At 59.6% G+C, this 23,489-nt stretch carries 21 protein-coding genes; 7 read left to right on the top strand and 14 right to left on the bottom strand.

Features of this window, described 5'->3' with window-relative positions; genetic code table 11:
* The first annotated feature begins 102 nt into the window (after positions 1 to 102).
* Entirely contained in the window at positions 103 to 1,038 is a 936-nt protein-coding gene (locus tag AC0N03_RS02675) for a DMT family transporter (protein ID WP_474286907.1), read from the top strand.
* Positions 1,035 to 1,505 (top strand): thioesterase family protein, encoded by a 471-nt coding sequence (locus AC0N03_RS02670; RefSeq protein WP_474286906.1) that lies wholly within the window; start codon positions 1,035 to 1,037, stop codon positions 1,503 to 1,505. The genes AC0N03_RS02675 and AC0N03_RS02670 overlap by 4 nt, the downstream gene beginning before the upstream one ends.
* A gap of 77 nt (positions 1,506 to 1,582) precedes the next feature.
* On the opposite strand, the gene AC0N03_RS02665 is transcribed toward AC0N03_RS02670, so the two are convergent.
* From AC0N03_RS02665 to AC0N03_RS02630, 8 genes are all read right to left on the bottom strand, one after another.
* Entirely contained in the window at positions 1,583 to 3,604 is a 2,022-nt protein-coding gene (locus AC0N03_RS02665; RefSeq protein WP_474286905.1) for an ASKHA domain-containing protein, read from the bottom strand.
* A gap of 201 nt (positions 3,605 to 3,805) precedes the next feature.
* A complete protein-coding gene (locus AC0N03_RS02660) occupies positions 3,806 to 4,717 on the bottom strand; it encodes a dihydropteroate synthase (RefSeq protein WP_474286904.1) in 912 nt (303 codons plus the stop codon).
* A 5-nt stretch (positions 4,718 to 4,722) separates the two neighbouring features.
* Positions 4,723 to 5,769, bottom strand: coding sequence for a methylenetetrahydrofolate reductase (locus tag AC0N03_RS02655; RefSeq protein WP_474286903.1), 1,047 nt, complete (start codon positions 5,767 to 5,769; stop codon positions 4,723 to 4,725).
* Positions 5,766 to 6,284, bottom strand: coding sequence for a methylenetetrahydrofolate reductase C-terminal domain-containing protein (locus AC0N03_RS02650; RefSeq protein ID WP_474286902.1), 519 nt, complete (start codon positions 6,282 to 6,284; stop codon positions 5,766 to 5,768). Before AC0N03_RS02650 ends, AC0N03_RS02655 begins: the two co-directional genes overlap by 4 nt.
* A gap of 84 nt (positions 6,285 to 6,368) precedes the next feature.
* On the bottom strand, positions 6,369 to 6,668 hold the full coding sequence (locus AC0N03_RS02645; RefSeq protein WP_474286901.1) for a virulence factor: 300 nt from the start codon (positions 6,666 to 6,668) through the stop codon (positions 6,369 to 6,371).
* A 1-nt stretch (position 6,669) separates the two neighbouring features.
* Entirely contained in the window at positions 6,670 to 7,308 is a 639-nt protein-coding gene (locus tag AC0N03_RS02640; RefSeq protein ID WP_474286899.1) for a DUF1638 domain-containing protein, read from the bottom strand.
* Between the two features lie 206 nt (positions 7,309 to 7,514).
* Positions 7,515 to 8,213 carry a corrinoid protein gene (locus AC0N03_RS02635; protein WP_474286898.1) on the bottom strand — a complete coding sequence of 233 codons (699 nt, stop codon included), beginning with the start codon at positions 8,211 to 8,213 and terminating at the stop codon, positions 7,515 to 7,517.
* A gap of 163 nt (positions 8,214 to 8,376) precedes the next feature.
* Positions 8,377 to 10,881 (bottom strand): GcvT family protein, encoded by a 2,505-nt coding sequence (locus tag AC0N03_RS02630; protein WP_474286897.1) that lies wholly within the window; start codon positions 10,879 to 10,881, stop codon positions 8,377 to 8,379.
* A gap of 146 nt (positions 10,882 to 11,027) precedes the next feature.
* On the opposite strand from AC0N03_RS02630, the gene AC0N03_RS02625 reads away from it, so the two are divergent.
* Positions 11,028 to 12,587 (top strand): trimethylamine methyltransferase family protein, encoded by a 1,560-nt coding sequence (locus AC0N03_RS02625; protein ID WP_474286896.1) that lies wholly within the window; start codon positions 11,028 to 11,030, stop codon positions 12,585 to 12,587.
* A 45-nt stretch (positions 12,588 to 12,632) separates the two neighbouring features.
* Here the strand turns inward: AC0N03_RS02625 and bmt are convergent, their stop codons facing one another.
* The 3 genes from bmt to AC0N03_RS02610 all read right to left on the bottom strand — a co-directional run bounded on the left by bmt (position 12,633) and on the right by AC0N03_RS02610 (position 15,756).
* Complete coding sequence (gene bmt, locus AC0N03_RS02620; protein WP_474287213.1) at positions 12,633 to 13,649, bottom strand: betaine--homocysteine S-methyltransferase; 1,017 nt, start codon at positions 13,647 to 13,649, stop codon at positions 12,633 to 12,635.
* Between the two features lie 52 nt (positions 13,650 to 13,701).
* Complete coding sequence (locus AC0N03_RS02615; protein ID WP_474286895.1) at positions 13,702 to 14,088, bottom strand: GFA family protein; 387 nt, start codon at positions 14,086 to 14,088, stop codon at positions 13,702 to 13,704.
* 87 nt (positions 14,089 to 14,175) lie between these two features.
* On the bottom strand, positions 14,176 to 15,756 hold the full coding sequence (locus tag AC0N03_RS02610) for a trimethylamine methyltransferase family protein (protein WP_474286894.1): 1,581 nt from the start codon (positions 15,754 to 15,756) through the stop codon (positions 14,176 to 14,178).
* A gap of 154 nt (positions 15,757 to 15,910) precedes the next feature.
* Between AC0N03_RS02610 and AC0N03_RS02605 the strand changes: the two genes are divergently transcribed.
* Complete coding sequence (locus tag AC0N03_RS02605) at positions 15,911 to 17,083, top strand: MFS transporter (protein ID WP_474286893.1); 1,173 nt, start codon at positions 15,911 to 15,913, stop codon at positions 17,081 to 17,083.
* Here AC0N03_RS02605 and AC0N03_RS02600 read toward each other — a convergent pair.
* The gene (locus tag AC0N03_RS02600; protein ID WP_474286892.1) at positions 17,080 to 17,952 is read right to left on the bottom strand and encodes a MurR/RpiR family transcriptional regulator; all 873 of its coding nucleotides are present in this window, start codon (positions 17,950 to 17,952) and stop codon (positions 17,080 to 17,082) included. The genes AC0N03_RS02605 and AC0N03_RS02600 overlap by 4 nt on opposite strands.
* Positions 17,953 to 18,215: 263 nt before the next feature.
* On the opposite strand from AC0N03_RS02600, the gene AC0N03_RS02595 reads away from it, so the two are divergent.
* Both AC0N03_RS02595 and preA read left to right on the top strand, forming a co-directional pair.
* The gene (locus AC0N03_RS02595; RefSeq protein WP_474286890.1) at positions 18,216 to 19,568 is read left to right on the top strand and encodes an NAD(P)-dependent oxidoreductase; all 1,353 of its coding nucleotides are present in this window, start codon (positions 18,216 to 18,218) and stop codon (positions 19,566 to 19,568) included.
* Between the two features lie 30 nt (positions 19,569 to 19,598).
* Complete coding sequence (gene preA / locus AC0N03_RS02590) at positions 19,599 to 20,906, top strand: NAD-dependent dihydropyrimidine dehydrogenase subunit PreA (protein WP_474286889.1); 1,308 nt, start codon at positions 19,599 to 19,601, stop codon at positions 20,904 to 20,906.
* Between the two features lie 212 nt (positions 20,907 to 21,118).
* On the opposite strand, the gene AC0N03_RS02585 is transcribed toward preA, so the two are convergent.
* Complete coding sequence (locus tag AC0N03_RS02585; RefSeq protein WP_474286888.1) at positions 21,119 to 21,400, bottom strand: MAPEG family protein; 282 nt, start codon at positions 21,398 to 21,400, stop codon at positions 21,119 to 21,121.
* A gap of 28 nt (positions 21,401 to 21,428) precedes the next feature.
* On the bottom strand, positions 21,429 to 22,058 hold the full coding sequence (locus tag AC0N03_RS02580; protein WP_474286887.1) for a TetR family transcriptional regulator C-terminal domain-containing protein: 630 nt from the start codon (positions 22,056 to 22,058) through the stop codon (positions 21,429 to 21,431).
* Between the two features lie 166 nt (positions 22,059 to 22,224).
* On the opposite strand from AC0N03_RS02580, the gene AC0N03_RS02575 reads away from it, so the two are divergent.
* The gene (locus tag AC0N03_RS02575) at positions 22,225 to 23,472 is read left to right on the top strand and encodes an allantoate amidohydrolase (protein ID WP_474286886.1); all 1,248 of its coding nucleotides are present in this window, start codon (positions 22,225 to 22,227) and stop codon (positions 23,470 to 23,472) included.
* The last annotated feature ends 17 nt before the right edge of the window (positions 23,473 to 23,489 follow it).

Raw genomic sequence — 23,489 nt, 5'->3', positions numbered from 1 at the left:
GAGACATTCGAGAGCGATTTTGTCGCTCCAAGTCAATTTGCAGTGATTGGCACATGCTATTTCTTACTCCATTAAACTATCACAAATGCGGCAAGAGCAAGCATGTCCACAGCATCGGAACCTTTGCCTAATCTCCATCACAGGGCCCTGAGAGGGTCGCTGCTTGTGCTTTGCGCGGGCCTGAGCTGGAGCTTTTCGGGACTTCTGGTGCGGGCTGCGCCAAATCTCGACCCCTGGCAGTTTCTCACCTACCGGGGACTGGGCCTGATTCTGGCCTTCACCATCATGGACCGCCAAGCCGGGCGAGCGGCACTCTGGCGGCGTCTCATGCAGTTGGGCTGGCCGGGTGGTCTGGCGGCGGTGCTGATGGCTGCAGCCTTTATCACTTATATTGTCGCCCTGATGAATACGACGGTCGCGAATGCGCTTTTTATCTCCTCGCTCGCGCCGATACTCTCGGCCTTGATCGGATTTGTGGTGCTGCGGGAACACCTCAGCCGCGGCATGATGGTGGCGGTGGTTATCGGGATGATCGGCCTCGGCATCATGGTCAATGGTGCGATCGGCGGCGGCAACCTCTTCGGCAATGCCATGGCGCTTTGCCCGCCGCTTTGCTTCGCCACCTATTCTGTTTTGTTGCGATTGCGGCCCAATCAGGATTATTCCTCGATCGTCAACGCCTTCGCGCTGATTGTCGTGCTGGTAGCGGCGCCGCTGCTCGTTATAAGCGGAAAGCCGCTCGTGCCGCCCCTGCCGGAAATGGCTGCGGCCTTCGGCAACGGATTTGTCACCATGGCGCTGGGCTTTTATCTGTTCCAGCGCGGCGCGCCGCGTATTCCGGCTGTGAGCCAGACTTTGCTGGCCCAGACGGAGACGCTCGCCGGGCCCATATGGGTGTGGCTTATCTTCAATGAACAGCCCAGCCTCAACACACTTGTCGGCGGCGCCGTCATTCTCACGGCCGTCGTGCTGATGGCATTCTACGGTGCAAGGCAGGAAGCCCGGCGGCTCAACATTCTCATGGCCGCGCGCGCATGAGCCTCTATCCTCTGCCCTCGAAGAGCGTGGCGCCGGAATGGGTCGATTATAACGGCCATATGAATGATGCTGCCTATGCCCTCGTCTTCAGCCGGTCGTTCGATGCATTCATGGATGCGATCGGCATGGATGCGGACTATCGCGCCCGCACAAAGCTGACGATTTACACCCTGACAATGACCATCCACTACCGCGAGGAAGCCAAGCTGGGCCAATTGCTCGACATCGGTTTTCAGCTGATCGATTTCGATCTGAAAAAGCTCCATGTCTGGATGGAGATGCGGCGCGGGGACGCGATTATCGCCTTGAGCGAACAATTGCTGGTCTGTGTCGATCAGAGCGGCGAAACACCCAGATCCGCGCCGTTTCCGCCCGATATTGCCGGAAAAATCGCGATCATCGCAGAAGCGCAGAGGGATATGGTCCGGCCGAAGGAAGCCGGGCGCGGCATCGCGATCAGACGCTGAAAAACTTGACGCCCTGCGTGCCGGAGCCGCCTTCACCCTGAGCCTGTCGCAGGATGAATCCGCAGAAGAAAGACCGCCTAAACCCCGGCCCGACGCCTGTCGCCGCGTCGCCCGCGCCCGCCCTCCTGCACACCGGCAGAGATTTCGCGCGAGAATACATGTCCCAGCGCCGCCTCGAGATGCACGAACGGGTCGGATTTATGCGGTATAGCCATGGCGTCGACAAAATGCGCCTGAAACGCCGGCTCAAGCGCTGTTTCTATCTTCTCGATATGACGAACCACTTCGCCGATCTCGGTGCGCGAGGCGGAATTGAGCAGCGCAATGCGCGCGCCGGTTCCTGCGGCATTGCCGGCCGAGGTCACCTTTTCCAGATCACAATCCGGCAGCAGGCCCAGCGCAATAGCATATTTAGTGTCAATATGGCTGCCGAATGCCCCGGCCAGAGTAATGCGATCCACCGTGGCCGTGCCGTAATGATCCATCAGCAGCTTGATTCCGGCATAAAGCGCAGCCTTGGCGAGCTGAATGGCGCGGATATCGGCCTGAGTTACCACAATCCGCGGTTCGGCTTCCTGAATCACATAGGAAAAGGTGCGGCCATCGCTGATCAGGCGCGCCGTCTTGTCCATCTTGGTGCCGTCGACAATGCCATCGGGACGAACCAGCCCGGCAATAACCAGTTCCGCCACCACCTCGATGATGCCGGAGCCGCAGATGCCGGTGACGCCGGTATTTTCACTGGCTTCGGCAAAGCCCGGCTCATCCGACCACAGGTCGCTGCCGATGATCTTGAATTTGGGCTCGAAAGTCGTGCGGTCGATGCGCACGCGTTCGATCGCGCCCGGCGCCGCACGCTGGCCGCCGGATATCTGCGCGCCCTCGAAAGCCGGTCCGGTGGGCGATGAACAGGCGAGCAGGCGCTGCTTGTTGCCCAGCACGATCTCGGCATTGGTGCCGACATCGACGATAAGACGGATTTCCTCCGACAAATACGGGCCCTCGGAGAGCACCACGCCCGCCGTATCCGCGCCGACATGCCCGGCAATGCAGGGCAGGAAATAAGCGAATGCTCCCGGCGCGACGACAAGACCGATGTCACGGGCGGGTACATTGTAGCCGGCATCAATGGTCAGCGCGAATGGCGCGCCGCCAAGCTCCGTCGGATCAAGGCCAAGCGCCAGATGATGCATGATCGGATTGCCTGCGAAGGTGAGTTCGACAATCTCGCCAAGCTCCACTCCGGCCTCGCGCGCAACTTCCACCAGCAGGCTTTGCAAAGCCTCGCGCACGGCGCTGGTCAGGTCCTTCTCGCCGCCGGGATTCATCATGACATAAGACACGCGGCTCATGAGATCCTCACCGAAGCGGATCTGCGGGTTCATCAAGCCGCTGGACGCCAGAACATCGCCGTTCGCCAGATCACACAGATGGGCGGCAATTGTCGTCGAGCCGATATCTACGGCGACACCATAGGCTTTTTCCTTATAACCCGGATAAATCGCGACAATGTCACGCCCTCGCACCGCAGCCGTCACCTGCCATTGGCCGGCGCGCAGGGTCTTCTGCAATCCGGAGAGCACCTGCACCGGCGCGCCCAGCCCGGAAAGACCCCACTGCCGCTCCAGCGCGTCCTGCAAGCGGCGGAAATCCGAAGACGGATCATGCATATCCGGCTCTGCGACATCGACAAGATAGAGCTTGACCACCGGATCGATGGAAATGGGGTGTGCCTCCGCGCGCTTGCGCACCACCTGCCGGTGTACCTGACTGTCCGGGGGAACATCGATCAGCACATCGCCGCAGATTTTCGCCTGACAGCCCAGACGCCGCCCCTCGGCCAAAGCCCCGCGCTTGGATGTGTAGCGCTCTTCCACGGCGTTCCAAGGCGAGACATGATCCGGTGCCGAGGCAATATCCAGCTTGCTGTTCACGCCATCTACAATGCTGATCTGGCAGCGTCCGCAAATGCCGCGCCCGCCACAGACGGAATCAAGATCCACGCCCAGCTTGCGCGCCGCTTCAAGCACGGACGTGCCTTCCTCGACATGGGAGCGTTTTCCGGACGGAGCAAAGAATATGGCGTGGGTTCTGGTCACATCAAACTCGCTTGTTGATCTTTTCCCTCACCTTAACTCTCTCGAAAGGGGAGAGAGACAGGGACACATAAGGTGAGGAGAGAATTCGTCATTGCGAGCGTCAGCGAAGCAATCCAGATTTCACATGTTCTAATGGATTGCTTCGCTTTGCTCGCAATGACGGTAAATGGTGCGGCTAACGCTCGCAATGACAATAAGCCCTCACTCCCTTGCGCGGCGGCGGCCCTCACGGCGGCCACGGCCTTCGGCCTCGGCCGACCCTTCAGGAGCAGGCTCGCGGAATTTCTTGATCCATGCGCCGCAATTCGGGTCATTGCCCATCACCACATCCGCGCCAAGAATGGCCTGCATATCTTCAGGATGAAGCGGATTCATGATGGCCGAGGTCATGCCCGCGCCGATCATCATCGGCAGGAAGGCGGCATTCAGGCCACGCCGGTTCGGCAGGCCGAACGAAAAGTTCGATGCGCCGCAGGTGGTGTTAACCTGCAATTCCTCACGCAGACGGCGCAGCAGGCGTATCAACTGGCGGCCCGCATCATTGAGCGCGCCCACCGGCATCACCAGCGGGTCAACAACGATATCCTCGCGCGGAATGCCAAAATCGGCTGCGCGTTCGACAATCTTCTTGGCAACGGCAAAGCGCACATCGGGGTCCTCGGAGATGCCGGTTTCATCGTTGGAAATGGCAACCACCGCGCAATTATATTTCTTAACCAGCGGCAGCACACGCTCCAGACGCTCTTCCTCGCCGGTGACGGAATTCAACAGCGGCTTGCCCTTGTAGGCGGCGATGCCCGCTTCGAGTGCTTCGACAATCGAGGAATCGATAGACAAGGGCACATCGACATTGTCCTGCACGAGCTTGATGCATTCGGCGAGAATGCGCGGTTCGTCGGCCAGCGGAATACCGGCATTGACATCGAGCATCTGCGCGCCCGCCGCCACCTGTGCCAGAGCGTCGGAAAGCACCCGGGTATAATCGCCACGGGCCATTTCCTCGGCCATAATCTTCCGGCCCGTAGGATTGATGCGCTCGCCGATCATGACAAAGCGGCGCTCATAGCCGATCACCACTTTCTGTTTGTCGGATGTAATGATGGTATCGACCATTTTTCTTATGCTCCTGCCTGTTCGATATGTTCAATTGTTTGGGTCGAGGCAACCAGATCGCGCCGCCAGGGTGTGCGGCCTTTCAGCACGCCGGATGCATGGACGATATCCGCCACCAGTTCTTCCTGCCGGTAAGCCATCACATGCACGCCGGACACGCCCTTCACCTCGCGCAATTGCTGGATTATTTCGATGCAGATGTTCTTGCCTTCCTGCTTCTGGTTCTGCGCGCCTTCCAGCCGGGCAATCACGCTGTCGGGAATATGCACCCCGGCGACATTGGCGCGCATCCATTTTGCAGTCCTGGCGGAAGCGATGGGGCCGACACCAACCAGCACGAAGCATTTTTCATCGAGCCCCATATCGCGGACCTGCGTCATGAAATTCCTGAGCATGTCCATGTCAAAGCAATATTGCGTCTGGATGAACTGCGCCCCGGACGCGATCTTCTTGGCCAGGCGGGTTGCGCGGAATTCCTGCGGCGGCACGAAGGGATTTTCCGCCGCGCCAAGAAACATCCGCGGCGGCGTCGTGATCTTGCGGCCCGACAGAAAATGGCTTTCGTCGCGCATGGTGCGGATGGTTTCCAGCAGCGAGGTTGAGTCGAGATCAAACACCGGCTTGGCCTGCGGATGATCGCCGCACTGCACGCCGTCGCCCGTCAGGCACAGGACGTTGGCCACGCCCAGCGCCGCAGCACCCAGCACATTGCCCTGAATGGCGATACGGTTGTAATCGCGGCAGGAAATCTGCAACACCGGCGAATAGCCCATGCGGGTCAGCAGCGCGCAGATGGCGACGCTCGACATATGGCAATGCGCGCCCGAACCGTCGGTGGCGTTGATGGCGTCAACCCAGCCCTCGAATGGCGCGACGCGGTCATGCACATCCATCGGATCGGCAGAGTCTGGCGGATTCAGTTCGGCGGTGACAGCAAATTCGCCGCGCCGCAGGACACGCTCCAGCCGGCCGCGCGAGGTATGGCCGGGCAGTTCCCGCAACGGCGCTTCGGGGGTCGGGCCGACATCGTCGGGGTGCAGCAGGCCGTTCATGCCCTGACCTCCGCATCCGTACGGCTTTCCCGTGCCACGGCAAGCCAGGTGGAACGCCCCTTGAGGCGATGGTCGATGGGCGGCAATTCAACTGCAATGGCATCGCCCTGCCGCATCAGCCGGCTGCCCTCGAAAGCCTTGACCCAGACACAGGGCATTTCCGGATAAACCTCGCAATTGCCATTGTCGCGCACGCCGCCGCAGGGGCCGTTGCGCAGTCCCTTGGGGCAATTCATCGGACAGGACATGCCGGTGGAAGAAAGCGCGCATTGCCCGCACATGCGGCAATCGAACAATGCTCCCTTGATCACGCTTTCAACAGCCGCAACCGGACGCTCGAGCCGCTCCCAGCCGATCTTTTCCAGAACGGGCGCAATGCGGATGAGGAATTTCTCCAGTTTGCCATAGGCGGTTTCCATCAGCCGCGCATGGCGGATGCTCCAGAAGCGCAAAGCCCTGCTGCCACGCCGACGAGGTGGCTTACCGGGTGGTTCAAAGGCAGGTGGAACACGCATGGTTTCACTCTCTTGCTTGAAATGTCCAGATCACGCATCAGCACACATTTGATATATTCTTCTGCGGCCAGATGGCCGGGCGGACTAGTTCTCCTTGCCGCCCGCCTTGGCCAGAGCCACCAGCCGCTCGCGCGTATATTCCGCCTCGATGCGCTGCACCGCGGCCTCAACCTCGGCTTCGAGATCGCCGCCGCACTCTGTCGGCTCGCCGCGCCGCCATTCGGCCAGATAATCGTCAGTGGCCGCCGCCCCGCCCCGCATGGCGGCCATATCGATAGCCTCCTGAAAGCGGGCGGAAAGCTCGCGCTTTGCATTGGTGCGGCCAGCTTTCGCCACCACTTGCGCCGGAATATCGCGCCAGTACAGAATCTGAAGTGTCGCCATGTCAGGCAGCCTTCTCCAAAAATTTGGGAATGAGTCCATAGCCGGTCCTGCGCACGACCAGTTCCAGACCAAGTTTATCGGCAGCCGCCTGCGCCGCCGCCAGCAAAACCGGATCATCGCTTTGCGCGAGATAGACGATCCGCTTGTAATGGCCGAACACCATGTCCCTGAGCTCAGGGTGCTTGTTGAGGCCCATGCCGTCCATGATCAGGCGATCAAAAAAGCGTGCAAGATAGTCCGTGAGAAAAAACGAACCGATTTCTTCGTCCATCAGCGCGTCAAACTCCGGCAGGCCGGCATAGAAAGCATAGCAATGCGCACCTTCGATACGCTCAATGCCTTCCTCCTTCAGCATTTCGTCGAGGGCGCCGCCGGTGCCGCAATCGCCATACAGACAGAGAATGCGCTCGAATTTATCCCGGTTGGCGCGGATCTTGGCTCGCACTGCCTCGGTTATTTTTTCGGGCCGGTTGTGCAGGATCGCGGGCAGGCACGTCACAGAAATATGGGTGAGCGCATTCAATTCGATTACGGCCAACAGCTCACGCGCCAGCGCCCCGCAGGCAATGACAAGCGTCGACGCTCCGGCTTTGGCAGCCGCCTCCACGCTTTCCTCAATGTCCGGAACGAGCGATGACATGAATGATTGCTTCCTCGGTTGAATTAAGCTCTTTTACCCTTCGACAATCTCAGGGTGAAGGTTCCACGCGCTTGCGCAGGCTCAGAATGAAAATGCCTCGCCCTCTCACCCGAACCCTCTCCCAAGAGCAGAGAGAATTAAGCGGGCAACTTCCCTCTCCCACTGGGAGAGGGTTGGGATGAGCGTCATTTGCCACCAGCCTTGCATCAGCCCGCGTGAACGGAGCCCTGACGCTTTGAGAGCAGCGACTTGGCAATTTCCACCGTCACCGCCGCATCGCGGCAATAGGCGTCAGCGCCCACAGCATTGGCGAAACTCTCATTGAGAGGAGCGCCGCCAACCAGCACGATGTGATCGTTGCGCATACCCTTTTCTTTCAAAGTGTCGATCACGACCTTCATATAGGGCATTGTGGTGGTGAGCAGGGCCGACATGCCCAGAATTTCCGGTTGGTGCTGCTCGATCGCCTCGAGATATTTCTCGACCGGATTGTTGATGCCTAAATCAACAACCTCAAAGCCGGCGCCTTCCATCATCATGCAGACAAGGTTCTTGCCGATATCATGAATGTCGCCCTTGACGGTGCCGATCACCATCTTGCCGATTTTGGGTGCACCGGTCTCAGCCAGCAGCGGCCGCAGGATCGACATGCCGGCCTTCATGGCATTGGCGGACATCAGCACTTCCGGAACAAAGAGAATGCCGTCGCGGAAATCGATGCCGACAATACGCATGCCTTCGACCAGCGCCTGCGTGAGGATGTCATAGGGCGTCCAGTTGCGCTTCAGAAGGATATTGACCCCATCCTCAATTTCTTCCTTCAGGCCGTCATAAAGGTCGTCGTGCATCTGCGCGACAAGATCCTCATCGGATAAGGAATTCAGATCCAATTCATCGTCAGCCATGTGCTGATGCTCCCTCGAAGTTACGCGCAAAGCGCTTGATACCCAGACTAACACGCACATCCAGAATTTCGTGCGTCAATTGCCGATAGACCTATCGCCTTTTGCGATGCTGACTAGCAGTTTGCATCGCAAGAGGCAATAAAGATATAAACAAATCTTTATATCATGCCCTCAATGCCAGATTATTCGGATCAAAGGGCGACTCGGCAATGATGCTGGCCGTGTAGCCTTTGCCCAGAATGGTGATTTCAAGCTCCTGCCCCAATTCGCCCAGATCAGGCCGCACCATGCCAAGCGCCAGCGACTTGCCGACACGCCAGCCATAGCCGCCGGATGTCACGCGCCCCACATTTGCGCCCTTGAACCTGATCGGCTCGGAACCTCGGCAATCGACATCGGTGATGCCGTGCACCTCCATAGTGACGAAGCGGTTGGCCTCGCCCTTGGCCCGGCGCGCCACCAGCGCGTCACGGCCAAGAAAATCACCCTTGTTCGGATGCACGAAGCGATCAAGCCCTGACTCGAAGGCGCTGTATTCAATGGACATTTCGCGTCCCACCAGACGGTAGGACTTTTCCAGCGCCATCGCCATCATGGCGCGGATGCCATAAGGCTTGAGGCCGAATTCCTTGCCCGCATCCATCAGCAGGTCGAAGATCGTGTTCTGCATTTCGATGGGGTGATGCAGCTCAAAACCCAGTTCCCCGACGAAATTGACCCTCAGGCAGAGCGCCGATGCGCAGCCCACCGAAATGGTCTTGCCGGAAAGCCAGGGGAAAGCGGCGTTGGAGAGATCGGTATCCGTGAGTTTTTGCAGCAAAGCACGCGATTGCGGCCCGGCCAGCACCAGAACGCCATACATCTGGGTTACGCGCTGCAATTGCACCGAGCCGTCCTTGGGCGCAAGCTTTTGCAGATAATCCCAGTCGTGACGCTCCAGCGCGCCTGCACCGACGAGATAAAATGAGTTTGGCCCCATGCGATAAACGGTGAATTCCGAACGCACGCCGCCAAATCTGGTCAGCAGATGGCAGAGCGCAACCCTGCCCTGCTTTGGCATCTTGTTGGCAAGAATGGAATCGAGCCAGCGCTCGGCTCCCGGCCCGGTCACCTGATATTTGGCGAAGGCCGACATGTCCTGCAGGCCGACCTTATCGTGCGTATGGCTGACCTCATTGCCGACATGCTCAAAATAATTGGAACGGCGGAAACTGTATTTCTCGCGGATCGGCTCGCCGTTCTTGACCTTGTGGTGATTTTCGTTGAGCAGCACATCGGGCTTAGCCAGATCGGCTTCGCTGAGCGAATAACCGGCAGGCGCAAACCAGTTGGGACGCTCCCAGCCATAGACCGAACCAAAAACTGCGCCCAGAGCCTTCATGCGGTCATAGCACGGTGCAGTCTTCAGCGGACGTCCGGCGGCGCGTTCCTCATCCGGATAATGGATGGTGAAGACGGAATCATAGGCTTCCTCATTCTTGATCTTGAGGTAGCCGCGCGAAGCATAGGGGCCGAAACGACGCGGATCGACGCCCATCATGTCGACGGAAGGCTCGCCTTCGACGATCCATTCGGCAAGCTGCCAGCCTGCACCGCCAGCGGCGGTGATACCGAAGGAATGGCCTTCGTTCAGCCAGAAATTGGGTACGTCCCAGGCCGGACCGACGATGGGCGAACCATCCGGCGTATAGGCGATAGCGCCGTTGTAAACCTTCTTGATGCCGACTTCGCCGAAGGCGGGAACACGCTCGATCGCGGTTTCGATATGCGGGGCAAGACGGTCAAGGTCCTCCTGAAACAGCTCATATTCCGACTGATCGCTCGGCCCGTCGACATAACAAGCGGGCGCGCCCTTCTCGTAAGGCCCGAGCAGCAGGCCGCCATTTTCCTCGCGCATGTACCAGCTTGAATCGGACTCGCGCAGCACGCCCATTTCGGGAAGCCCTGCAGCCTTGCGCTTGACGATCTCGGGATGCGGTTCCGTGACGATATACTGATGCTCGACGGGTATGACCGGAATATCGAGGCCGACCATCTGGCCGGTCTTGCGGGCGAAATTGCCGGTGCAGGATACGACATGCTCGCAGGTGATATCGCCCTTGTCGGTTTTCACCACCCACTTGTCGCCCACGCGCTCGATCGCCGTCACTGTCGTGTTGCGGTAAATTTCGGCACCGCGCGCACGCGCCCCCTTGGCGAAGGCCTGCGTGAGATCAGCCGGCTGGATATAGCCGTCATCGACATGCTGGATCGCACCAAGCAGACCTTCCGTATTGCAGAGCGGCCAGACTTCCTTGACTTCCTCGGGCGTCAGAATCTTGACATTGACGCCGATCGTCTCTGCCACGCCTTTATAATACATATATTCGTCCCAGCGGTCCTTGGTGCGGGCGAGGCGAATGTTGGAAACCTGCTTAAGGCCCACAGGCTGGCCTGTTTCGGCTTCCAATGTCTTGTACAGTGCAACCGAATATTTATGGATCTGGCCAACCGAATAGGACAGGTTGAAAAGCGGCAGCAGCCCGGCGGCATGCCAGGTGGAACCTGAGGTGAGTTCCTTGCGCTCGACCAGAACGACATCGCTCCAGCCCTTCTTGGCAAGATGATACAGCGTTGACACGCCGACAACGCCACCCCCTACAACAACGACACGCGCCTCGCTTTTCATATGATTTCTTCCCTGTGAACCTGTAATATGATTGCACCTGATTTGCGACATCATGCAACATGAAACGACATTGACCTGTCTGTCTACGTCAGACGCCGAAGGTGTGGAATGGTATCCAAAGTCATCTGAACTTCTGGGAGGCCGCGATGACAGACCAATTGACGAAACCGGATGACACCAAGGCCCCGGAGGCCCGTCGCGGCCGTGAAGCCCGACGTTCCGCGCGTTCCGCCCGTTCGGGCATGTCCATTCCCTACATTTCGCGCAATCTGCCGCTGATGGAGGTGCTTTCAGAAGAGTCGCTGGCCATCATCGAGTATAATGCCGAGACGCTGCTCGAACAGGTGGGCATCGAATTCCGTGATTATCCGCGTGCGTTGAAATTGCTCAAGGATGCCGGCGCCGACATAAAGGGCGAGCGGGTGCGCTTCCCGCGCGGCCTGGCCAAAAAGCTGATCTCGACCGTGCCCTCGCAATATATACAGCATGCGCGCAATTCTGAGCGAAATGTGCAGATCGGCGGCAATGCCACTGTTTTTGCGCCCAATTACGGTTCGCCCTTCGTGCATGACATCGACAAAGGCCGCCGCTATGGCACGCTGGAAGACTTCCAGAATTTCGTGAAGCTCGCCTATTCGTCCCCCTTCGTTCATCATTCGGGCGGTACGGTGTGCGAGCCTGTCGACCTGCCGGTGAACAAGCGCCATCTTGAAATGGTTTATGCGCATATGCGGCTCTCCGACAAGCCGTTCATGGGCTCGGTGACAGCGCCCGAGCGCGCGCAGGACACGGTGGACATGTGCAAGATCCTGTTCGGCGAGGAGTTCATTCAGCAGAACACAGTCTGCACGAGCCTGATCAACGCCAATTCGCCGATGGTCTGGGACAACACGATGCTGGCGGCAGCGGATGTCTACGCGGCCAACAATCAGGCCTGCATCATCACGCCGTTCATTCTTGCCGGCGCCATGAGCCCGGTGACCGTGGCCGGAACCCTGACACAGGTGCTGGCGGAAGTGCTGGCCGGAACCTCGTTCTGCCAGCTCGTTCGCCCCGGCGCGCCGGTCATTTTCGGTACTTTCGTCTCGACGCTCTCCATGCAGTCCGGCGCGCCGACCTTCGGAACGCCGGAGGCCAGCCTCGCCATTTATGGCGCGGCACAGCTTGCCCGCCGCATGAAAATGCCGTTCCGCTCCGGCGGTTCGCTCTGCGCGTCCAAGCTGCCCGACGCACAGGCCGCCTATGAAAGCGCCCAGACGCTGATTCCGACCCTGCTCGCCGGAACAAATTTCGTGCTGCATGCCGCCGGATGGATCGAGGGCGGCCTTTCCGCATCCTATGAAAAGTTCATGCTCGATTTCGACCAGCTTGGCGCGATGCATGTCATGGCAAAGGGCGTGGACATGTCGGAAAACGGCCAGGGCATGGAGGCCTTCAGCCAGGTCGAGCCCGGCGGGCATTTCCTTGGCTGCGCCCATACGCAGGCCAATTTTGAAACGGCCTTCTATCGTTCTTCGCTGGCCGACAACAATTCCGTCGAGCAATGGCAGGCCGAAGGCTCGCTGGATGCAGCCCAGCGCGCCAATGCCGCATGGAAAAAATCCCTTGCTGAATATGAAGCGCCCGCCATCGACCCGGGCATCGACGAGGCCCTACGTGACTTCGTAGAGCGCAAGAAAGCCAGCATGGAAGACAAGATGTACTGAAGCCGCGAAGGGCTGTTCGCGGGAGGCCTGCCCCCCGCGCTCCGCCTAGCGCCTTTTGCCGTCGCGACGCGCCCGCCCGCCGCCTTCCGAGGGCGTGGACGGCGGCGAGGTCAGCGGCCCGAGTTTCTCGACAATCTGCTCAAGGCTCGGACGCTCATGCCGCGCATAATGATCGAGCGCGTCACGCATCGCAGCCAGATGCTTCGGCGAATTGCCGCAGCAGCCGCCAACAATCCGCGCGCCTGCATCGAGCGCCAGAGCCGCATATTCATGCATCAGTTCCGGCGTGCCGGAATAGTGAATATGGCTGCCATGCCATTGCGGAATGCCCGCATTGGCCTTGGCGATGACGTTGATGGACGGCTGCGCCTCGCTCATCTGCGAGATGGAATTGACAAGATCGCTGGCTCCGACACCGCAATTGGCACCCACAGCCAGCGGCGGCGGATCAAGCTCCGCGACGAAATTGGCTAGGCTGGCCGGTGTGACGCCCATCATTGTACGCCCCGCCGTATCAAAACTTGCGGTGACCGTATAGGGCAGACCCACGGAAATGGCCGCTTTTGCGGCAGCGCGGATTTCGTCGAGCGAGGACATGGTTTCGATCCATGCGACATCGGCGCCGCCATCCTTGAGCCCTTTCATCTGTTCAGCAAAGACGGCGATGGCCTCTTCCTCGGTGAGCGGGCCAAGCGGCGCCAGCAGATCCCCTGTCGGCCCGACAGAGCCTGCCACAACAACCGCGCGGCCAGCAGCGTCGGCCACCTCCCGCGCAAGGCGCGCGCCGGCGACATTCAGTTCGTGCACCCGCGCCTCGGCCTTATGCAGCATCAGGCGGCGCGCGTTGCAACCAAACGTATTGGTGAGGATGATATCCGCCCCCGCATCGACGAAGTCCTTGTGCAGACCTTTGATCTTTTCAGGCTGATCGACATTCCACAGCTCAGGCGCATCGCCGGACTGTAGCCCGCGCTCGAACAGATTGGTGCCGGTCGCGCCGTCGGCCAGCAGATAGGGTTTTTGGGCAAGAAGCTGTTGAAGCACGTATAAACCTTTCTTTATATCCTTATATAAATCGAGGTTTAGCCTGAAAAGTCAACCCTTGAATCGAACCTCACCATTGGTCAAGCTTCTCTGCATCGTCGAAAAGCTCATAGAAATCAGACTTATCCGCGACGAAAATATGTTGCGCGATGCGCAGGCCGGTGGGCGGATCAAGCGCCCCGGCCATGATGCTGATTGCATCGCCGTCAACACGACGCCAGAAAAGATTGCCGCCGCATGTGCCGCAAAAGCCCCGCTCTGCCGCTGGCGAGGAGCGATACCAGCGCAGGGTTTCGCTGGTCGCAAAATGCAGGTTGGCGGCGGGGGTGCTGGCAGCAGCGACAAAATTGCCTGAGGTCTTGCGGCATTGGCTGCAATGGCAGGCGATGATATCGCGCAGCGGGCCAGAAACCTGGAATCTGACGCCGCCGCAAAGGCAGGAACCGGTGGTTGTCATGAGATCCTCGCCCTTTTTGCGATCCTGTCCCCGCGCTTGCCTTGCTCCTCACGCCAACCCTCTCCCGAGGGAGAGGCGCCCGCGCGTTCAAAAATCCGTTGCGACACCGCCCTCGGCCTTGCGGCGGGCGACGAATTCGCTCAGAGCCGCTCTGGCCTGCTCATCCATCGGCGGCTCATGATAAGCTGCGAGCCTCGCCTTATAAAGGCGGTTCGTGGCATCATAGGCAGTGGGGCTGCCAGCCTCTTCCCATGTCTCGTAATTGCGCCAGTCCGACACCATCGGCGCGAAGAATGCATTGCGGTATCGCGCCTTGGTATGTTCCGCGCCAAAATAATGCCCGCCGGGTCCGACTTCGCGCATGGCATCGAGCGCCAGAGAACCCTCGTCGACCTTGAGCGGGTTGAGGAATTCAGCCACCATGCCGAGCAGATCGGCATCAAGCACCATTTTTTCAAACGAGGCGTGCAGCCCGCCCTCCATCCAGCCTGCGCCATGCATGAGCAGATTGACGCCGCCCATGATCGCGCCCCAGAGAGAAAACACGCTTTCATAAGCCGCCTGCGCATCCAGAGTATTGGCGGCACAGGTGTTGGACGAACGATACGGCAGGCCGTAGCGGCGGGCGAGCTGGCCGCCCAGCAGCGCCGATTTCATATATTCCGGCGTGCCAAAGGCCGGAGCGCCGGTTTTCATGTCGACGTTGGAGGTAAAGCCACCGTAGACGAAGGGCGCGCCCTTGTTCACCGTCTGGTGGAACACGAGCCCGGCAAGCGCCTCGGCGTTCTGCTGAGCCACCGCGCCCACCACCGTCACCGGCGCCATAGCCCCGGCCAGCGTGAACGGCGTGAGCACCACCGGCTGATTGCGCCGCGCCATCTGGATGATGCCTTCCAGCATCGGCGTATCGAGACGCAACGGCGAAGACGAATTGATGATGGTGAAGACCGAGGGTTCGCGATCCAGAGTTGCATCATCGATGCCGCGCGCCAGCTTCACCATTTCCAGCGCATCGAGATTGCGCTGCTTGCCCAGCGAATAAGCATGGATCGGCTTGTCCGTCAGTGTGAGCATGTCGTAGAGCGCATCAAGATGACGAACCGAAGCATGTATGTCCGCTGGCTCGACAGGATATCCGCCCCAGACATGTATCATGTCGAGGCTTTGGCCCAGACGCATGAAATTCTGATAATCTGCATGATTGCCGGGACGGCGGCCGTGGTCGCGGTCGGCGGAATTCGGCGCGCTGCCAACCGAACAGAAGGCGACATAATCGCCGCCGATGATCATATTGCGGGCCGGATTCCGCGCATGAAGCGTGAACTGTTTCGGCGCATGGCCGATCATGCTTTCCACCAGAGCCTTGTCGAAGCGCACGCGATCGGAATTGGGATCGACATCCGCTCCCGCCGCCCGCAGCATGGCCTTTGCCTCGTCGTGCAGAAAATCCATGCCGATTTCCTGCAGCACGGTGAGCGAGGCCTGATGAATGGCTTCGAGTTCATCGGCGGAGACGGCCGGAACCGGCGCATAGGGACGGCGCGGCTGCGGATGAGCGCCAGCCACGTGGCTCGCCGCCTCGGTGGCGGCGGCGCGCTCGGCGCGGCCACGACGGCCGCGACGGCCTTCGGGGCCGGTTTCGGAAATTTCTGGCTGAATGTCGCTCACGTTGTGATCTCCCTTGTCGAAAAAATCCTACCCGCAGCGCGAAGCCACGCCAAGCATCTGACGTCATCCGTTTTTCGGCCAGAGTATCGAATTTGTTGATGAGATATTTTTTGCGGGATACTTTCCAAGCCCGCAATTTATCGCATTATGCAGCATGGTTCCTCCATCCTCGCGCTGGCTTTTCCTGCCTATTCTGGCTGCGGCCTATTTTCTTGTGACCGGCAATGGCATCCTCGCCGTGCTGATCCCTTACCGCGCCCATCTTGAAGGCATCAGCGCGCAGCATATCGCGCAATTTGGTTCGGGCTATTTTGCCGGAATGCTTGGCGGGGCCTTTATCATTCCCATGCTGATTCACCGTTTCGGCGCCATGCGGGCCTTTGCCTTCGCTGTCAGTCTGGGCGCAGTTGCCTGCATCTGCCTGCCGCTGCTGATCTCACCGATCAGCTGGATTGTGTGCCGCACAATCATCGGCTTTTCGCTGGCCTCGCTCTATTCGGTGCTGGAAAGCTGGCTCAATGCCGCCTCTGAAGGGCGCGGACGGGCGCGGATGCTTGCCATGGGCAGCACCGTCCAATATGCCGCATGGGCCTCGGGCAGCCAGATATTCGCGCATGGCGATCCGTCCTCGGCCACATTGTTTCTGATGGCGGCGGGCCTGATTGCACTGGCCTCCGCGACGGTCTCGCTCAACCGTCTGACAGAGCCGCCGCGCCCGCGCCAGCCCAAGCTTAATCTTGTCTGGTTTCTGAGAGCCGCGCCGCTGTCGTTCTTCTGCGCCGGGCTGATCGGCCTGTCCAGCGGGGCCTTCTGGTCGCTCAATCCGGTTTATGGCTCGCAGATCGGGCTTAGTGCCGAAGATATCGGCAATATCGGGACGGCGGTGACTTTGGGCGCAGCTCTGGCGCAGGTTCCCGCCGGACACTGGAGCGATTCGCAGGACCGGCGCAGGGTGCTGCTGGTGCTGGCTGTTCTCGCCGCCTCAGGCAACGGCCTGCTGGCGTGGTTCGGCCCATCGACGCCGCCCATCGTGCTTTACGGACATTATTTCCTGCTCGGCGCGATGATGATGCCGCTCTATTACGTGATTTCGGCCTATTCGGTGGATCATTGCGGCACTGAACATGCCTTCATGGCCACGGCTTCGATTCTGTTTCTCTATTGCGTGGGCGCGATCATCGGACCGATGGCGGCCTCGAGCCTGATGGAGTTTTTCGGCCCCGGCGCGCTTTATGTCTGGATTATGGGTATTCACATCGTTATCGCCGGGCTGGCCGGCCAGAACATGCTGCAAAAAGCGGCGCGGGCGCTGCCCGCGACGTCCTAGCGGCCTTTGCGCTTCTTGGTGCGCCGCTCGGCAACGGATACGGCCAGCGCCATGGCGAGACTGAAGGTTGCTGCCATGGACCGGAACGCGCCAAAGTCGCTTTCGATCACTTCAAACCAGATATTGGCTGCCGAGGTGAGCGGCGAAAAGGCACTGTCGGTGACCGCGACAACCGGAACGCCGCGCGCCGCCATTTCCTGCGCGGCATCAATGGTGAAGCTGGTATAGGGCTTGAAGCTGATGGCCAGAAGCGCATCCTTCGGCCCGGCAAAGCGGGTTTGTTCCGGCCCGAGACTCGCGAGATTGTCAATCAGCACCACGCGCACATCAAGCTTGCCAAAAGCATAGGCCAGATAGGCTGTCACAGGAAATGCGCGCCGCTGTCCGAGGAGATAAATCGTTTCGGCGCCGGCAAGCATCTTGACGGCTTCGTTCAATGTTTCAGCGGACATGGTCTCCCGTAGGCGGGCCAGCGAACTCTGGGCCGAATCGATAAATCCGGCCAGCAGTCGCTCGGGATGGCTCGCGCTGGCGCTTGAACCATGGATAGCCTGCAGGCGGTCCGGATAATCGGGCCAGCGATCGCGCAGCCGCGAGCGAAACACATCCTGCAGATCGGAAAAGCCCGAATAGCCTATGGCCTGCGCCAGCCGAACCAGCGTCGAAGGCTGCACCTCCGCGCGCTCGGCAATGCTGGCGGCGGAACCGAAGGCCATTTCATCCGGATGATCGACGGCGAATGCCGCCGCCTGGCGCAGACGTTTGGGCAGCCGCTCCTGTTCGGCGATCAGCAGGTTTTTCAGGCCCTCGAAATCGCGGGGGACAGCCTGCGAAGCGGATACGTCGGCTGCGGATTCACCCTCGGGCATGCAAGTCTTCTCATTTTGGAATTTTTATAACTTTTTTTCGCCATGTGCAGAACAAATATTCCATTGAAACCCCGCAAGATCAAGCGTCGACCGGAATATTCTCGCAGGCCAATGCGAATGGTGCGCCGCAACATCAAAAATTAAGGCAAAAAGCCAATTTTTCATGCACTTCGGCCGATGCACGAGGCTTGACAAAAGACCGGCTCCATGCGGAACTTGACCAAATGGTCAGGATATCTGCCACTCAAGCTGCGAGGTGTGCCATGACGGGGATGGAAGTGAAGGCGGGGCGGCTCACGCCGGACGAATATGCGAAAGGCTTTGCCGACATTCACCCGCCGCTTGACCGGCATGAGGCCTTTGTCGAAGCCGACCGCTGCTATTTCTGCTTTGATGCGCCCTGCCAGAAGGCCTGCCCCACCGGCATCGACATCCCGCTTTTCATCCGCCAGATTTCAACGGGCAATGATCTGGGCGCCGCGCAGACCATATTCGATTCCAATATCATGGGCAGCATGTGCGCCCGTGTCTGCCCGACAGAAACACTCTGCGAGGAAGCCTGCGTGCGCGAGGCCGCAGAAGGCAAGCCGGTGAAGATCGGCCTGCTGCAGCGCCACGCCACGGATGCGGCGCTGGAAAAGGCGGAATCGACCCAGAGTCATCCCTACAGCCGCGCGCCGGCAAGCGGCAAGAAAATCGCGGTTGTGGGGGCCGGCCCGGCTGGTCTGGCCTGTGCGCATCGGCTGTCTGTGCTTGGCCACGATGTCGCACTGTTCGAAGCGCGCCCCAAACTGGGTGGACTTAACGAATTCGGCATAGCCGCCTACAAGGCCACGAACAATATCGCGCAGCGCGAAGTGGATTTTGTCCTTGGCATTGGCGGTATCAAGGCCCATCCGAACAGAAAGCTCGGTACGGATTTCACGCTGAAAAGCCTGATGCGCGACCATGACGCGGTATTTCTGGGGATTGGCCTGACCTCGGTCAACAAACTCGGGCTGCGCAGCGAAAACAAGCTTTCCGGCGTCGAGGACGCCATAGCCTTCATCGGCCGCCTGCGTCAGGCCAGCGATCTTGTCAAAGTGCCCGTAGGCAAACGCGTTGTTGTCATCGGTGGCGGAATGACTGCGATCGATGCGGCCGTTCAGGCCAAAAAGCTCGGCGCGCGGGAGGTGACACTCGTTTACCGCCGCGGCCCTGAGGCGATGAAGGCGAGCGCTTATGAGCAGGAACTCGCTCGGATCAGCGGCGTCGTGATCCGCCATTGGGCAAGCCCGGTCAAGCTGCATGGTTCGGATGGTGCGGTGACCGGCGTCACTTTCTGCGAAAATGCCCTTGTCAAGGGCAAGCTCACTCAGACGGATGAAACCTTCCGCATCTCCGCCGATATGGTGCTGACCGCAATCGGGCAGGTTCTGGTGTCGGAGGATTTCGGCGGAGCAAAGCTGCTGGCGCTCAAGGACGGAAAGATCGCAGTGGATGAAACCCACGCCACCTCGGTCAAAGGAGTCTGGGCAGGCGGCGATTGCGCCGCGACCGGCGAGGATCTCACCGTTTCCGCTGTTGAAGACGGCAAACGCGCCGCCATCGCGATTGACAGGTTTTTGCGCGCCTGAGGGGCCCGCCGCAGATATTGGGAGACGAACATGGCCGATCTTCGCAGCAATTTCATTGGAATCAAATCGCCAAACCCTTTCTGGCTGGCCTCGGCCCCGCCAACCGACCGCGAGGTGAATGTCACTCGCGCCTTCAGGGCCGGCTGGGGCGGCGTGGTGTGGAAAACGCTGGGCGAGGACGGCCCGCCGGTGGTCAATGTCTCCGGCCCGCGCTATGGCGCGATTCATTCCGGTGACCGGCGTCTTATCGGTCTCAACAATATCGAGCTGATCACCGATCGCCCGCTGGAGATCAACCTGCAGGAGATCAAGAAGGTCAAGCGTGAATGGAAGGACCGTGCCCTCGTCGTCTCGCTGATGGTACCCTGCGAGGAAGAGGCCTGGAAAAAAATCCTCAGGCGTGTCGAAGAGACGGATTGCGACGGAATAGAGCTGAATTTCGGCTGTCCGCATGGCATGTCCGAACGCGGCATGGGCGCGGCCGTTGGTCAGGTGCCGGACTATGTCGAGATGGTTGCGCGCTGGTGCAAGCAGCATTCGCGCATGCCGGTCATTGTCAAGCTGACACCTAACATTACCGACATCCGCCATGCAGCGCGGGCAGCCAAACGCGGCGGTGCCGATGCCGTCTCGCTCATCAACACGATCAATTCGATCATGACCGTTGACCTCGACCGCATGTGCCCATCGCCGCATATTGACGGCAAGGGCACGCATGGCGGCTATTGCGGCCCCGCCGTCAAGCCCATCGCGCTCAACATGGTGACCGAAATTGCCCGCGATCCGCAGACGGCGGGCCTGCCGATCTCGGCTATCGGCGGCATCACAACATGGCGCGACGCTGCCGAATTCATGGCCATGTCCGCAGGCACGGCGCAGGTCTGCACCGCCGCCATGACTTATGGCTTCAAAATTGTCGAGGAAATGAAAACCGGCCTGAGCCAGTGGATGGACGAAAAGGGCTATGCCTCCATCGAGGATTTCCGCGGACGCGCTGTGGGCAACGCCACCGACTGGCAAAACCTCAACCTCAATTATGTGGTCAAGGCCCAGATCGATCAGGATCTGTGCATCAAATGCGGGCGCTGCCATATCGTCTGCGAGGATACATCGCATCAGGCCATCACAAGCCTTGTCGACGGCGCGCGCAAGTTCGAGGTGATCGACGAGGAATGCGTCGGCTGCAACCTTTGCGCCAATGTCTGCCCCGTGCAGGATTGCATCACCATGGTGCCAAAAACCAGCGGCAAGGATCCGCGCACGGGCCTCGATTATGGCCGGCCCTATGCCAACTGGACGACGCACCCCAATAACCCCAGCGTCAAGGCGGCGGAATGAGGGTGGTACCTGTCTCTAGTCATTGCGAGCGAAGCGAGGCGATCCAAAAAATGGATTGCTTCGTCGGCTTCGCCTCCTCGCAATGACGGATGAGGAATATGCCCCTAACCGTGCACCAGCTTTAAGACAATGCCGGTCAGCGCCGTCAGAAAGAGCAGGGCCGAGGCTGTGACCTGGATCATGAAGCCCAAGGTGCGCCTGCCGGCTTCCTGTCAATAGGCGCGGGCATAGACAATGCGGCCAGCAACCCAGACGAGGCCAAGACCCGCTGCGAGCGCATCGCTCGTCCAAAAGGCGGCAAGCCAGAGCACCGGAAAAAACACAGGTGCGAATTCAACCGCATTGCCCTGCACCCGCAGCGCGCGCTCCAGTTCCGGATTTCCCGACATGGCCGGCGCTGGAATGCCCGTCTGACGGCGTACCGCCGCCACGCGCAATCCGACCGCGATATAGTAGACAACCGCGAAAAGCGTAACCAGACTTGTCCAGACCATAGAAGCGCCCCCTGAGCCGATCGCACATTTAATGCGCAGGCTTGATAATCCCCCGAACGATAATTTCTATCACCTGCGCCTTTGCCGCCTCGAACTGGGCATCCGACAAAGGCTTTCCGCCATTGATCGAGACGATCTGCGGCGCAAAATCAGCATAGTGCTGGGTTGTGGCCCAGATCATGTAGAACAATACGCGGGGGTCAAGCGGATAGATCTTCTCCTCGGCGATCCAGCGCTGGACGACGGTTTCGTGCGACTTGACCCATTCGGCCAGAGTGGTTTCGAGAAAATCCTGAATGACCGGCGCGCCGCGCATGATTTCGGACGCCCAGATCTGGCTGGACAGCGGCATGGTGCGCGAGAGATCCATCTTGGTGCCGATGTAACGGGCCAATGCCGGGGCCGGGTCCTCGTTCTCATCGAGCGGGTCGGCGGCCTGCAGCCATTTGGTAAGAACCCGCTCCAGCACCACGCGGTAAAGCGCTTCCTTGGTTGAGAAATAATAATGCAGATTGGCCTTTGGCACATTGGCGCGACGGGCGATTTCCGCCGTCGTGGCGCCCTTGAAGCCAAATTCAGCAAAGACCGACTCGGCCGCGGCGAGAATGGCTGCCTCGTTATCGGCGCGAATGCTGCTTCTGGGAGTTTGCGAGGTCAATGAACGTTCTTTCAGAAAGGCTGGGAGCGCAGAATGGTTCTGAGCAAATTTTATGCGGATTGCCCCCTAACAATCTACGATAAAATCTCTTTTTTCAGCAACAACAAGAATTGACCAAATGGTCAAGTCGTCATAGCGTTTCGATATCAAATTCCGGGAGAAAACAATGGCTGATCTTTCCAATTTGCGCATCGACGGGCAAAGGCTTTGGGACTCGCTGATGGAAATGGCCAAGATCGGCGGCACGCCGAAGGGCGGCTGCAAACGCCTGACCCTGACAGATCTCGACAAAGAAGGCCGTGCGCTGTTCACAAGATGGGCCGAGGCCGCCGGCTGTTCGGTGAGCGTCGATGAAATGGGCAACATGTTTGCCCGCCGCGCCGGAACCGACAACAATCTGCCGCCGGTGATGATGGGCAGCCATCTGGATACTCAGCCGACGGGCGGCAAATTCGACGGCGTGCTGGGCGTTCTCGGCGCATTGGAGGTGGTGCGCTCTCTCAACGACATGAAGGTGCGCACCCGCCATCCGATCGAGATCGCCAACTGGACGAATGAGGAAGGCTCGCGCTATGCGCCGGCCATGGTCTCTTCCGGCGTATTTGCTGGGGTATATACGAAGGATTTTGCTTATTCCCGCCTCGACAGCGAGGGCAAGTCGCTCGGTTCGGAACTGGAGCGCATCGGCTACAAGGGGTCCGAGCCGGTGGGCGGACGGCCCATTCATGCGTTCTTCGAACTTCACATCGAGCAGGGCCCGATTCTCGAAGCCGAAAACAAGGATATCGGTGTTGTCACCCATGGGCAGGGACAGCGCTGGTACGAGATCAACCTCACCGGGTTCGAGAGCCATGCCGGTTCGACACCAATGACCCGCCGCCGCGATGCCTTGCTCGGCGCGGCCCGCATTGTGGAACTGGTCAACAAGATCGGCCTGAAAAACGCCCCGCATGCCGTCTCGACGGTGGGCATGCTGACCCCCTACCCCGGCTCGCGCAACGTCATACCGGGCTCGGTGTTCATGACGGTGGATTTCCGTCACCCTGAGGATGTGATCCTGTCCAAGATGGATCGCGCCCTCAAACGCGGCATCAAGCGCATCTGCGACCAGATCGGGCTTGAACAGGAAACCAAGCAAGTCTTCTATTACAAGCCTGTCGCATTCAATAAAGACTGTATCGCCGCCGTACGCCGCGCGGCAAATCACCTCGGCTATTCACACCGCGACATTGTCTCCGGCGCGGGGCATGATGCGTGCTATATTGCGCGCGTCGCGCCAACCTCAATGATTTTCACGCCATGCGTCGATGGCATCAGCCATAACGAATCCGAAGACATAAGCGTGGAATGGGCAACCGCAGGCACGAATGTGCTCTTGCATGCCGTACTGGAAAAAGCTGAAATTGTCGCTTGATCGAAGAGGCGAGAGAG

It is taken from the genome of Methylocystis sp. sgz306128, assembly GCF_056032725.1.
This window is presented reverse-complemented; position numbering and strand designations above follow the sequence as displayed.

Bases quoted from the DNA above. Each gene is read 5' to 3' on its own strand.
- AC0N03_RS02655 (WP_474286903.1), bottom strand. From the start codon at position 5,769: ATGAACGGCCTGCTGCACCCCGACGATGTCGGCCCGACCCCCGAAGCG.
- preA (WP_474286889.1), top strand. From the start codon at position 19,599: ATGGCCGATCTTCGCAGCAATTTCATTGGAATCAAATCGCCAAACCCT.
- AC0N03_RS02660 (WP_474286904.1), bottom strand. From the start codon at position 4,717: ATGGTCGATACCATCATTACATCCGACAAACAGAAAGTGGTGATCGGC.
- AC0N03_RS02640 (WP_474286899.1), bottom strand. From the start codon at position 7,308: ATGTCATCGCTCGTTCCGGACATTGAGGAAAGCGTGGAGGCGGCTGCC.
- AC0N03_RS02625 (WP_474286896.1), top strand. From the start codon at position 11,028: ATGACAGACCAATTGACGAAACCGGATGACACCAAGGCCCCGGAGGCC.
- AC0N03_RS02575 (WP_474286886.1), top strand. From the start codon at position 22,225: ATGGCTGATCTTTCCAATTTGCGCATCGACGGGCAAAGGCTTTGGGAC.
- AC0N03_RS02585 (WP_474286888.1), bottom strand. From the start codon at position 21,400: ATGGTCTGGACAAGTCTGGTTACGCTTTTCGCGGTTGTCTACTATATC.
- AC0N03_RS02595 (WP_474286890.1), top strand. From the start codon at position 18,216: ATGACGGGGATGGAAGTGAAGGCGGGGCGGCTCACGCCGGACGAATAT.
- AC0N03_RS02675 (WP_474286907.1), top strand. From the start codon at position 103: ATGTCCACAGCATCGGAACCTTTGCCTAATCTCCATCACAGGGCCCTG.
- AC0N03_RS02645 (WP_474286901.1), bottom strand. From the start codon at position 6,668: ATGGCGACACTTCAGATTCTGTACTGGCGCGATATTCCGGCGCAAGTG.
- AC0N03_RS02605 (WP_474286893.1), top strand. From the start codon at position 15,911: ATGGTTCCTCCATCCTCGCGCTGGCTTTTCCTGCCTATTCTGGCTGCG.
- AC0N03_RS02670 (WP_474286906.1), top strand. From the start codon at position 1,035: ATGAGCCTCTATCCTCTGCCCTCGAAGAGCGTGGCGCCGGAATGGGTC.
- AC0N03_RS02615 (WP_474286895.1), bottom strand. From the start codon at position 14,088: ATGACAACCACCGGTTCCTGCCTTTGCGGCGGCGTCAGATTCCAGGTT.
- AC0N03_RS02600 (WP_474286892.1), bottom strand. From the start codon at position 17,952: ATGCCCGAGGGTGAATCCGCAGCCGACGTATCCGCTTCGCAGGCTGTC.
- AC0N03_RS02635 (WP_474286898.1), bottom strand. From the start codon at position 8,213: ATGGCTGACGATGAATTGGATCTGAATTCCTTATCCGATGAGGATCTT.
- AC0N03_RS02650 (WP_474286902.1), bottom strand. From the start codon at position 6,284: ATGCGTGTTCCACCTGCCTTTGAACCACCCGGTAAGCCACCTCGTCGG.
- AC0N03_RS02630 (WP_474286897.1), bottom strand. From the start codon at position 10,881: ATGAAAAGCGAGGCGCGTGTCGTTGTTGTAGGGGGTGGCGTTGTCGGC.